9 protein-coding genes are annotated in these 12056 nt (G+C 35.7%); all 9 read left to right on the top strand.

All coding sequences use genetic code 11. The features are described from left to right. Positions 1-59 precede the first annotated feature (59 nt). A complete protein-coding gene (ftsY, locus tag ACRYLU_RS04180) occupies positions 60-1439 on the top strand; it encodes a signal recognition particle-docking protein FtsY (RefSeq protein WP_445081275.1) in 1380 nt (459 codons plus the stop codon). Positions 1440-1615: 176 nt separating this feature from the next. Then, positions 1616-2590 (top strand): ribose-phosphate diphosphokinase, encoded by a 975-nt coding sequence (locus ACRYLU_RS04185; RefSeq protein WP_445081276.1) that lies wholly within the window; start codon positions 1616-1618, stop codon positions 2588-2590. 72 nt (positions 2591-2662) lie between these two features. Then, complete coding sequence (locus tag ACRYLU_RS04190; RefSeq protein ID WP_003132570.1) at positions 2663-3334, top strand: helix-turn-helix domain-containing protein; 672 nt, start codon at positions 2663-2665, stop codon at positions 3332-3334. A 70-nt stretch (positions 3335-3404) separates the two neighbouring features. Continuing rightward, on the top strand, positions 3405-5894 hold the full coding sequence (gene leuS, locus ACRYLU_RS04195) for a leucine--tRNA ligase (protein ID WP_445081277.1): 2490 nt from the start codon (positions 3405-3407) through the stop codon (positions 5892-5894). A 298-nt stretch (positions 5895-6192) separates the two neighbouring features. Beyond that, a complete protein-coding gene (locus ACRYLU_RS04200; protein WP_003132572.1) occupies positions 6193-6948 on the top strand; it encodes a MurR/RpiR family transcriptional regulator in 756 nt (251 codons plus the stop codon). Between the two features lie 565 nt (positions 6949-7513). Continuing rightward, positions 7514-8920: a PTS sugar transporter subunit IIC gene (locus ACRYLU_RS04205; protein ID WP_445081278.1), complete on the top strand. Its 1407-nt coding sequence runs from the start codon at positions 7514-7516 to the stop codon at positions 8918-8920. A gap of 96 nt (positions 8921-9016) precedes the next feature. Then, a complete protein-coding gene (locus tag ACRYLU_RS04210) occupies positions 9017-10378 on the top strand; it encodes a glycoside hydrolase family 1 protein (protein ID WP_445081279.1) in 1362 nt (453 codons plus the stop codon). A 251-nt stretch (positions 10379-10629) separates the two neighbouring features. Further along, positions 10630-11433, top strand: a complete 804-nt coding sequence (locus ACRYLU_RS04215; RefSeq protein ID WP_104142313.1) for an alpha/beta fold hydrolase — start codon at positions 10630-10632, stop codon at positions 11431-11433. A 159-nt stretch (positions 11434-11592) separates the two neighbouring features. Continuing rightward, complete coding sequence (locus ACRYLU_RS04220) at positions 11593-11955, top strand: hypothetical protein (RefSeq protein ID WP_139916408.1); 363 nt, start codon at positions 11593-11595, stop codon at positions 11953-11955. The last annotated feature ends 101 nt before the right edge of the window (positions 11956-12056 follow it).

The following is a 12056-nucleotide window of genomic DNA, read 5'->3' on the forward strand; positions in this document are numbered from 1 at the left end:
TCTTTCATTTTATGAATGAACTTTATCATCAAAATGTGATATTTTATTAAGGAGAAAAAATGGGACTTTTTGACCGACTCTTCGGAAAGAAGAAACAAGAGGAAACTAATCATGATGTGCCTGTCAGTGAAAATCAATCTAGTGAAATCACTGAAGCAGTCAAGAATGAAAAAGAAAATGAAACTACTAAACGGCCTGATGTAAATGAAGAGCCAGTAAAAGTAGAAAAAGTTACTGACGAGTCTGTCAGTAAAATGATTGTTGTTGAGCCAGAAATTACGGATGAACCTGTCAGTGAAAATGAACCTATTATTTTTGAAAAGGTTGAAGTAGAAGTTACTGACGAACAAATTGTTAAACCAAAAAATGATGAAAAATTAGAAAAAATTACTGACGAAAAAGTAATCTCTGAAACTACAGAAGTGACTGAGAAAAAAGTTACTGACGAAGATGAGGAAGAAGAGATTGTCATTGATATTGATGCTCTGGCTAATATTTTCACTCAATCACGTGAGGAAACTGAGAAAAAATATGAACAGTCATTAACTTTAACTCGTAAGACTTTTTCTGATGGCTTTAATGAACTTTTTGCTAACTTCCGGACAGTTGATGAAGAATTCTTTGAAGAACTTGAAGAAACTTTAATTATGTCAGATGTCGGTGTGGATTTGGCAATGGAAGTGACTGAAGAATTGCGCAAGGAAGCAAAATTAGTTAATGCTAAATCAACAGATGACTTGCGTCAATTGATTATTGAAAAAATTGTTGATAAGTTTGACGGTGAAAAATTACCGACAAAATTGGATATCCAAACGGATGGATTAAGTGTTTTCCTTTTTGTTGGGGTAAATGGTGTTGGTAAAACAACGACCATTGGTAAATTAGCTGCTCGTTATAAAAATGAAGGCAAAAAAGTACTCTTAGCAGCTGCGGATACTTTCCGGGCAGGTGCTATTGACCAATTAGTTGAATGGGGAAATCGTTCAGGCGTTGAAGTAGTCACAAAACCAGCTGGTTCAGATCCAGCGGCAGTCGTTTTTGACGCTCTCGCAAAAGCTAAAGCTGAAAATTATGATATTTTACTTGTGGATACTGCAGGACGTTTGCAAAATAAAGATAATTTGATGAAAGAGCTGGAAAAAATTGGTAAAGTGATTAAACGAGAAATTCCAGATGCTCCGCATGAAACGATTTTGGTACTTGATGCAACAACAGGCCAAAATGCCATTCAACAAGCCAAAGAATTTTCAGCAGTTACTCCAATTACAGGAATTGCTCTGACTAAACTTGACGGTTCGGCCAAAGGTGGGATTGTTTTGTCAATCGTTCAAAGTCTTAAAATTCCAGTCAAATTGATTGGTTTAGGTGAAAAGCTTAATGATTTACAAGATTTTGATGAAGAATTTTTCGTCAGAGGGCTTTTCAAAGAGCTTTTATAAAATATAAAATTAAGAAGTAAAAAAGTTTTGTTCAGTTTGGGCAATGCTTTTTTACTTGTCAACGGTTCCATTAAAATAAAGCCGATGAGCGTTTGAAAAAATTGAGAATTTAATGTAAAATAGAATTACATAAAATAGAACTGCTATGTTCTGTAGGAATTAAAGAAAGGCTCTTCATGTCGTATTCAAATTTGAAGTTGTTTTCGCTCTCTTCTAACCACGAATTAGCCCAAAAAGTGGCTAAAGAAATTGGAATTGAGCTTGGAAAAGTAAGTGTTGGTGCACATTCGGATGGCGAAACTGTCGTTCATATTGACGAATCAGTTCGTGGTGATCATGTGTTTATCCTTCAATCAACAAGTGACCCTGTCAATGATAACTTGATGGAACTCTTGATTATGATGGATGCATTGCGTCGTGCCTCTGCTGCATCAATTAACATTGTCTTACCTTACTATGGTTATGCTCGTCAAGACCGTAAAGCTCGTGCTCGTGAACCAATCACATCAAAACTCGTAGCAAACATGCTTCAAATTGCTGGTGCTGACCGTTTAATTACTTTCGACCTTCATGCACCACAAATTCAAGGATTCTTCAATATTCCAGTTGACCACCTTATGGGTTCACCATTGATTGCTGAATATTTCCGTCGTCAATTGGTTTCTGCTGGTGATGATATCGTTGTCGTTTCGCCTGACCATGGTGGAGTAGGACGTGCGCGCAAGTTAGCAAACTTCTTGAAAGCACCACTTGCTATCATTGATAAACGTCGTCCTCGTGCCAATGTGGCAGAAATTATGAATATCATCGGTGATGTTCAAGGGAAAAAATGTATCTTGATTGATGACATGATTGATACGGCCGGAACAATTACTTTAGCGGCCAATGCCCTTAAAGAACTTGGTGCAACAGAAGTTTACGCTTCATGTACTCATGCCGTACTTTCAGGACCAGCTATCGAGAGAATTAATAATTCAGCAATTACTAAACTCGTTGTTTTGGATACTATTGAAATGCCAGAAGAACGTCAAAGTGAAAAAATTATTCAACTTTCAATTGCTCACTTGCTTGCTGATGCGATTATTCGTATTCACGAACGCCGTCCATTGTCACCACTCTTTGAATTACATCTTCCTTCAGAACAAATCTAAACTAGTAATTGTTGGAATTCAAAGTGGATTTAGGATAAGACTTCAAGCGACCAGAGGTCGCTTTTTTAAAAAATGGAACTAGAAAAAATTAGAAAACTTTACGAGAAAGTTGACCCCAGTCAACTGACAGAACGAGAAAAGTTACTGACAGAATTGATTTTTACTGACAGAAAATTGAAGACTGATAAACTTCCTAATGGCCGCTATCGTATTTTACAATTTTCAGGAAATAATTTTGAAGAATTGGAAAATACTTTAAAGCTACTTTTACCTGATTTTGTAAAAAGTATTGGGGAAGAAAAAATTGTGATAGAAGCATTTTCAACTGATAGTCCCACAAACTCAGAACTTTTTGATATTTTTCAAACCCTTTCGCAAGATATGGGTGAAGAGGTGACGGCTTATGTTGGCCGTTTTGTCGAGAAAAATAAACTCTCTGAAGTATATTCTGAAGAATACAAAATTTTTGAAAGTCAGCAAACTTTTAGTGAATACATTTTATCAGAAAGTCTAAATCTATCAGAAAATAGAATTTTACAAGAAATCCGTAAAGAATTATTAGAAAATCCTGAAGACCAAAAACTAGTTGAAGCAATGTATAAAGCAAGTAGCAATCAAACGAAAGCAGCAAAAATACTTTATGTTCATCGAAATACGCTGATTAATAAAATCAAAAAATATGAGCAAAAATATGGCTTACAGCTTTCGGGAAGTGACCTAACTCTCGCTTATAATTTATTATAAAAGACAATTTACATTAGCAATATTATGAGAAAGGAACTGAGTTTAATAAAATTGAACTCAAATCTTTAATATGGAATACAATCATCAAGAAATAGAAGCCAAATGGCAAAAATACTGGGCGGATAACAAAACTTTCCGTACAGGAACAGATAAAAATAAACCAAAATTTTATGCTCTAGACATGTTCCCTTATCCATCTGGTGCAGGACTTCACGTTGGACACCCAGAAGGTTATACTGCAACTGATATTTTGAGCCGTTATAAACGTGCTCAAGGGTTCAATGTTCTTCATCCAATGGGCTGGGATGCCTTTGGTTTACCTGCTGAACAATATGCAATGGATACAGGAAATGACCCAGCAGAATTTACAGCTGAAAATATTGCTAACTTTAAACGTCAAATCAATAGCTTAGGTTTTAGTTATGACTGGGAACGTGAAGTTAATACAACTGACCCTAATTTTTATAAATGGACACAGTGGATTTTTACTAAACTTTATGAAAAAGGGTTAGCTTATGAAGCAGAAGTAGCTGTTAACTGGGTTGAAGAACTTGGAACGGCTATTGCCAATGAAGAAGTGCTTCCAGACGGAACTTCTGAACGCGGGGGTTATCCTGTTGTTCGTAAACCAATGCGCCAATGGATGCTTAAAATTACAGCTTATGCGGAACGTTTACTTGAAGACCTTGAAGAAGTCGATTGGCCTGAATCAATCAAAGAAATGCAACGGAATTGGATAGGGAAATCAGTAGGAGCAGATGTGACTTTTGAAGTTGCAGGAACCGACAAATCATTTGAAGTCTTTACGACTCGTCCTGATACCCTTTTTGGGGCAACTTATGCTGTGCTTGCACCTGAACATGATTTAGTTGATGCTATTACGACACCTGAGCAAAAAGAAGCTGTTGCTGAATACCGTCGCAAAGCGAGCTTGAAATCTGATTTAGCCCGTACAGACCTTTCTAAAGAAAAAACTGGAGCATTTACCGGAGCTTACGCGATTAACCCAATTAATGGCCGTAAAATACCAATTTGGGTTGCAGATTATGTTCTTGCTTCTTATGGACATGGTGCTGTCATGGCAGTTCCTGCTCACGACGAGCGTGACTGGGAATTTGCTAAGGTTTATGGACTTGAAATTTTGCCTGTTGTTGAAGGTGGAAATGTTGAAGAAGCTGTTTATACAGAAGATGGCCCTCATATTAATTCAGAATTTTTGAATGGACTTGACAAGGCAAAAGCGATTGAAAAAGCCATTGAATTTTTGGAAGAAAAGAAAATTGGGAAAAAGAAAATCACTTACCGCTTGCGTGACTGGCTCTTTAGTCGTCAACGTTATTGGGGTGAACCAATTCCAATTATTCATTGGGAAGATGGCACATCAACAGCGCTCTCAGAAGATGAACTTCCTCTTGTTTTACCCGTAACCTCTGATATCAAACCGTCAGGAACAGGTGAGTCTCCTTTGGCTAACTTGACAGATTGGTTGGAAGTCACACGCGCAGATGGCCTAAAAGGTCGCCGTGAAACTAATACAATGCCACAATGGGCAGGTTCGAGTTGGTATTACCTTCGCTATATTGACCCAAATAATAGCGAAGCTTTGGCAGACCCAGAACTTCTCAAAGAATGGTTGCCAGTTGATATCTATGTGGGAGGGGCTGAACATGCTGTTCTTCACTTACTTTACGCTCGTTTCTGGCATAAAGTGCTTTATGATTTAGGAGTTGTTCCAACTAAAGAACCTTTCCAAAAACTCTTTAACCAAGGAATGATTCTCGGAACCTCTTATCGTGATCATCGTGGGGCCTTAGTTGCAACTGATAAGGTTGAAAAACGTGATGGTGGCTTTTACCATATGGAAACAGGTGAAGCCCTTGAACAAGCTCCAGCTAAAATGTCTAAATCTCTTAAAAATGTTGTTAATCCTGATGATGTTGTTGAACATTATGGAGCTGATACTTTACGTGTTTATGAAATGTTCATGGGTCCACTTGATGCAAGTATTCCATGGTCAGAAGAAGGCCTTGAAGGGGCTCGTAAATTCCTAGACCGAGCTGTTCGAATGATTGAAAATTCAGAAATTAAAGCTGAAAATAATGGAGAATTGGACAAAGTTTACAATGAAACAGTGAAAAATGTCACTGAGCGTTTGGACTTGATGTACTTTAACACTGCAATTTCCCAATTAATGATTTTTGTTAATGCAGTTAATAAAGCAAAAGCTTTACCATTAGAATACGCTAATGGCTTTGTCCAACTTTTAGCGCCATTTGCACCACATATTGCTGAAGAACTTTGGGTAAAATTAGGGAATGAAGCTGGAATTTCTTATGTTGCTTGGCCAACATTTGACGAAAGCAAATTAATTGAATCAGAAGTTGAAATTGTTGTTCAAATTAATGGTAAATTAAAAGCAAAAATTAAAATTGCTAAAGATTTAGCGCGTGAAGAACTTGAAAAAATTGGTCGTGAATCAGTTGCTGAGGCTCTTGAAGGTAAAAACGTGGTCAAAGTAATTGCTGTTCCAAATAAATTGGTTAATATTGTTGTAAAATAAAGAGGACAATCTGAACATTTATCAGTTAAATCTTATAATAATTAGCTGTCAGTAAAAAGTGAGAGCTAAAGAATAAAAAGTAAAATAAGCTGGTTGACAATTTGTCGACTAGCTTATTTTACTCTGGAAGTCACAGAAGAGTTTAGAGTTGACCCTCAAAATTTTATCTGTCACTAAATCGGAGTACAGTTTAAAAATTCTGTCAGTAATTTATTTATTATATAAAAATCGGTACTGAAGAGTTTACTCAGGATAGCAAATAAATAATCAACAACATAAGAAAGGTTGGGTCAGTAAAATGATTGATTTCTTGCCCGAACAAGTTCGAACGCTCAATGAACTAGAAACTGCGACATTTAATTTTATCTTATCTAATTTATCAAGTATTGATAAAATGTCAGTCAGACAGCTTGCACAAGCTGTCCATGTTTCCACAGCAACAGTTATGCGCATGACTAGAAAACTTGGTTTTGAGGGCTGGGTAGAACTTAAATATTATCTTAAAAACCAAAATCAACTGACAGAAATTCCAGTTAATTACTATGAAAATTTATTACAACTCGACCTATTTTTACGAAAAATAACCTCTAAGGAAGCGGGAAGGAAATTAGAAGAAGCTGTCAAATTAATTCGAGAAGCTCGATATATTATTTTTATTGGAGTAGGTTCTTCAGGAGCTTTAGCTGAATATGGTGCCCGCTATTTTACAAATATTGGCTTAGAATCTTATGCCATTTCTGATCCTTATCAAGCCGTTAAAGGAAAAGGCGCGCCAGATGTTTTAAGCATTGTCTTATCCGCTTCGGGTGAAACAGATAAGATTATTGAACGAGTTGTCAAGCTAAGAGAGGAAGCACCAGCAAAGATTATTTCAATTACCAATCATCCAGAAACGACCTTATCCAAACTTTCAAATATAAATTTAACTTATGGATTCCAAACAGAATATTCCGCCTATGACCCACTTGAAAATTTGACTTCTCAGCTCCCAGTCATTGCTTTTATTGAAATACTAGCTCATCAAGCAATGGAAAAAGCTGATAAATGTAACTAATTCTGTAACAGGTAACAAAGATAGCAAAGCCCCTTGCAAAAAAAATTGTAAGGGGTATTATTATATTGTAAGCGGTTTAATTAAAAGAGTACAGTCTTCAAAGTACCTGAACTGCCTTAACAAATTGAGTTTGACCTTTTTGAAATGAGTGAAAATGCGATTCGCCTTACGACTTTAGTCGCTTAGAGCGAATGGGCAGCGTAGCAGCTTGATGCGTAGATAGATAAAATTTGAATCTGCACTGGAAAATGATGTTTGCTTCGCAAACTTTATCCACAGACTTGAAGTAGTGCTTCAAGCAGAGCCAAATATTTTCCTATCTTCTCTTTGTTACGTTGACCATTCCAGCTAAGTGCTAAAGCACTTGTTGGTGGGGCAAAACGTCAGCACAAAAGACAATTTTCCTCATTTCAGAACAGTCGGGCTCACATCTTAATCAACTGAGTTCGGACTCGCAGAAGTTAGTGAAAATAGATAAAATAGTCCAAAAACTTCGTTTTTCAAGTATTTTCTAATTTTCATAATTTCTAAATGCTCGTCCTCACATCTTAAAGGAGGTTTATTTATGAACGGCTTCATAAATAATAAAGTCTTACCGCCAATTATGAAATTCGTGAATACACGAGCGATGACGGCTTTGAAAAATGGAATGCTTTTTGCCATGCCATTTATCATTGTTGGGTCAATTTTCTTAATTCTGGCGAATATTCCAATTCCACCTGTGGCAAAATGGCTATCAGACAATGGCTGGTCAGCAATTTTTACCCAAGCATTTAACGTATCATTCGGTATTTTAGCGATTTGGGCAGCAGTTGGTATTGGCTATTCTTATGTCAAAGAAGCTGGATTTGGCGATGTTGCTTTACAAGGAGGATTAACTTCTCTCTCTGCATTTTTCATTGTTCAATCTCTAAGTATTGCAAATCCAATCACAGCGGCACTAGCTACTGGGAAAGAAGCTTCAGGCATTGGGAATCTCACAGGAACACAAGCAACGGCAGCTTTTGAAAAGCTTCCTCATGCCATGCAAGTCTTTCTAAATAATCCAGTGACAGGAGTGCTCAATTTAACTTGGAACGGTGGTCAAGGAATGATTGCGGCCATTATTATTGGTATTCTATCAGGCTGGGCTTATTCAGCAATGATGAAAGCAGGCTGGAAGATTACACTTCCTGAACAAGTCCCATCAAATGTTGCTAATCAATTCACTTCAATGATTCCAACAGGAGTAATTGTCGTCGCTGCTACGGTTGTCTATGCTTTATTTGATAAGATTGGACATACCGACGCAGTAACCTTTATTTATCATTGGTTATCTGTCCCTCTGCAAGGTTTAGGCGGCTCATTTGGTGGAATTATTATTATCTCACTCTTAGTTCCATTCTTCTGGTTCTTTGGGGTTCATGGTGGAATTATTATGGGAGCAATTACCTCTGCCTTTCTGATTCCAAATACCTTTGCCAATGCATCCCTTTATCAATCTCACAAATTGAGTTTAGCTAATGGTGCTCATATTGTGACCAATGAATTCTATAATAACTTTATTAATCTTTCGGGTTCAGGAATTACTTTTGGATTAATTATCTTTACGATTTTCTTTGCTCGTTCAGAACAGATGAAGTCAATTGGTAAAGTGGAGCTAGTCCCAGGTTTATTTAATATCAATGAACCTTTCTTATTTGGATTGCCACTTGTTTTAAATCCAGTCCTTGCTCTGCCATTCTTTCTTGTTCCAGTAGTCGTTTCGGCTACGGTTTACGGAGCGATTTTTTTCCACATAGTTCCGCCAATGAATGGTGTTGCTGCGCCTTGGACCACTCCACCAATTATTTCTGGCTTTTTAATCGGAGGCTGGCAATATGCAGTGCTGCAAGTTATTGCACTTTTAGAATCAATTTTGATTTATCTTCCATTTGCTAAAAAATATGACAAAATGTTGTTAGAACAAGAAGCAAATGCTGAGGCTGAATAAGTTATTGCTTAGTAATTGAATAAGGAGATTAGAAACTCCGGAGAAACTTTTTCTTCGGGATTTCTTTTTATAAAATTAAAGATAAAAGGGGACAAAATGGAAAATAAAATGCCAAAAGATTTTTTCTGGGGAAATTCAACTTCGTCAATGCAAACCGAAGGCGGCTGGAATGAAGGAGGAAAAGGACCCTCTGTCTATGATGTGAATACCGCTGGACGTTCTGCCAAAGATTGGCAAGTAACAAATGATAATTATCATCATTATTCACAAGATCTAGATCTTATGAAAGAAATGAATATGAATATGTATCGTTTCCAAATTTCTTGGTCACGAATTGTTCCTGACGGAGATGGTGAATTTAATGAGGAAGGAATTGTCTTTTATAATCGTCTGATTGATGATTTGCTGGCTCGTGGAATTGAGCCTATGATATGTCTCTATCATTTCGATATGCCATTAAATCTGGCTGAAAAGTACAATGGATTTTTGAGTCGAAAAGTGAAAGAAGCATTTGTAAGATTTGGGCAAGAAATGATGAAAAGATTTGCTGACAAAGTCAAATATTGGATTGTTTTTAATGAGCATAATCTTTATTTTGCTGACGGTTTTGAGCATTATTCGGGAGTTTTGAAAAAAGAGCTGACACTCTCTGACATGTACACTGTTTTTCATCATACCATGCTTGCTCATTGCGAATTAACCCAATTTTTGCATGAAAATTTTGAAGCAAAAATAGGAGGAATGTTGGCGACTACGGAAATATATCCCGCAACTTTTTCACCAAAAGATAATCTATATCTTAGAAAATTTGATGAATTTTATAATCGAAATCTCTGTGATGTTTATGCTTTTGGCCATTATTCGCATGAGGTTATGACCTATGTTAAAAATCAGAACATCCAAATGGATTTTCAAAAAGGAGATGAAGAAATTTTAAAAAATGGAATTTCTGATTTTATTTCTTTTTCTTATTATCGCTCAATTTTACTTGATGCAAGTCAGCTGACAGAAAATGATGCACCAAATTCTTATTTGACTAAAGGAATGAAATTAAATCCGTTGCTTGAACATAATCAATGGGATTGGTCCATTGACCCAGAGGGCTTTAGAAGAATTATAAGTAGATTATATAATGAATTTGGGTTGCCTGTTTTTCCTATTGAAAATGGCATTGGTCAGTCAGAAATCTGGGATGGGCAAACAGAAATTGCTGATGATTTGAGAATTTCTTATCATCAGAAACATCTTGAAGCCATGAAAAAGGCAATATTTACTGACGGAGTAGAAGTTATGGGTTATCTTGGTTGGGGATTGATTGATATTCCTGCTTCGTCTGGTGCTATTGATAAACGTTACGGTGCTGTTTATGTGGATCCAAAAAGTCATAAACGTATTCCAAAAAAATCATTTCATTGGTTTAAAAATGTTTTTGCTTCGAATGGTGATGATTTGGATTAGAATAATAAGTGATGAAAATGATATGATTATAGAAAACTTATGATTTACTCATATCTTTTAATTAAACTGATAGCTAGGCTGTCAGTTTTTAAATTCATCATTAAAAAATTTTACTGACAGAAATTTTTTTACTATTGTCAGTATTTTTATTTGCCGAAAAAATAATCAGTTACTAAAAATCATAATTGGTCAGTGCTGACAGAATTTTTGTTACAATGAAAACATTGGAAAAAGCTTGAGAGGAAACAAAAATGTCTTTTTTTACAACAAATGATTTAGTAAAAATAAATTTTCATGATTATGGCAATCAGTTAAATCAACCTCTGATTCTAATTGGTGGCTATTCGTCCAGTGAAGTGACATGGTTTGCCCAAATAGAAACATTTGTAAATGCTGGTTATCGGGTGATTACTTATGATCATCGCTCACATGGAGATTCACAACAAGTTGATTATGGCTTGACTTTACACCGTTTGGCAATGGACCTAAAAGAATTAATTGACTATTTACAATTAAAAAATGTTGTCTTAATTGGTCATTCAATGGGTGCGGCAACAATTATGGCTTATGAAGAATTATTTACTGACGAAAATGTATCAGCAATAATTACAGAAGATCAGGCCCCAACTTTCTTCAAATCGGCAGATTGGCTCAATGGTCAATATGGGAAAACACTGACAGAGCTGTCACTATTTATTGATGATTTTCCAAAAACTCGTTTGACACAAAAAAAGTTGTCAGATAGTGTAAAGCGAACACTGGGACATGGAATGAAACCTTTTGATTTCAAACGCTATCGTCCTTTACTGCAAAATGTCATTTTGCAAGATTGGCGTCCTGAGCTTGGGCAAGAAAAAAAACCACATTTATTTTTTGCTGGCGAGAAATCTCCGATTTTCCCAGCAATTCATGCTCAAGCAGCACGTGAATTACAAAACAATCCAAATTCAGAAGTTCAAATTTTTGAAGGTTGTGGGCATATCTTACATTTAGAAGAAATTGAGAAATTCAATCAAGCAGTCATTGATTTTCTCAACAAAATAAAAAAAGACTGATGTGATCAGTCTTTTTTGCTGACTATCAGTAAAATTAAAACTAGTAAGAAAGGCAGTATTATGCTCTTAAAAGTATTAAATAAATTTTATTTTCATATCATTTTTTTCTCATAATAAAACTTGATAAAATAGAATTAAGAAATGGAAAGGAGCTAAACCATGAAAAATAACAACATGGAACTTGCCCAAGATTTAAAAACTGATGATCAGCAAAAACCAAAGCATTTTAAAATTGAAACAACCGTAATGAAATTAGTAGTAGATAGCTATCTCCATGGCGCTCAAACCTGTGAAGTTCAAAAAGGAAAAATTTTAGGCGTCAGTATTCATCAAGGAGCATGTGATAGTATTCACCTTTTTATTAACGACGACCATAAAGTCACAGTAGAAGTTAGTCAAGGCATTAGCCGAATTTCACTGATGCAAAAGAAAAATATTGAAGATATTGATTATATACTTCCTTTCATGAAATGTTTAGGTGTATCTGAGGGGCAAGTCTTAAAAAATTATTCAATTATTTAAAAAAGCCGTATACTGCGGTTTTTTATTTTAAAAATTACAGAAAGTAAATTTATAAACAGAAAAATGTATATTTATTTCGATAAGAGGTATAATATTTTTTG

It is taken from the genome of Lactococcus sp. KTH0-1S (genome assembly GCF_052544945.1).

Coding starts and splice junctions, on each gene's coding strand:
- ACRYLU_RS04210 (WP_445081279.1), top strand. CDS start 9,017: ATGGAAAATAAAATGCCAAAAGATTTTTTCTGGGGAAATTCAACTTCG.
- ACRYLU_RS04185 (WP_445081276.1), top strand. CDS start 1,616: ATGTCGTATTCAAATTTGAAGTTGTTTTCGCTCTCTTCTAACCACGAA.
- ACRYLU_RS04205 (WP_445081278.1), top strand. CDS start 7,514: ATGAACGGCTTCATAAATAATAAAGTCTTACCGCCAATTATGAAATTC.
- ftsY (WP_445081275.1), top strand. CDS start 60: ATGGGACTTTTTGACCGACTCTTCGGAAAGAAGAAACAAGAGGAAACT.
- leuS (WP_445081277.1), top strand. CDS start 3,405: ATGGAATACAATCATCAAGAAATAGAAGCCAAATGGCAAAAATACTGG.
- ACRYLU_RS04200 (WP_003132572.1), top strand. CDS start 6,193: ATGATTGATTTCTTGCCCGAACAAGTTCGAACGCTCAATGAACTAGAA.
- ACRYLU_RS04190 (WP_003132570.1), top strand. CDS start 2,663: ATGGAACTAGAAAAAATTAGAAAACTTTACGAGAAAGTTGACCCCAGT.
- ACRYLU_RS04220 (WP_139916408.1), top strand. CDS start 11,593: ATGAAAAATAACAACATGGAACTTGCCCAAGATTTAAAAACTGATGAT.
- ACRYLU_RS04215 (WP_104142313.1), top strand. CDS start 10,630: ATGTCTTTTTTTACAACAAATGATTTAGTAAAAATAAATTTTCATGAT.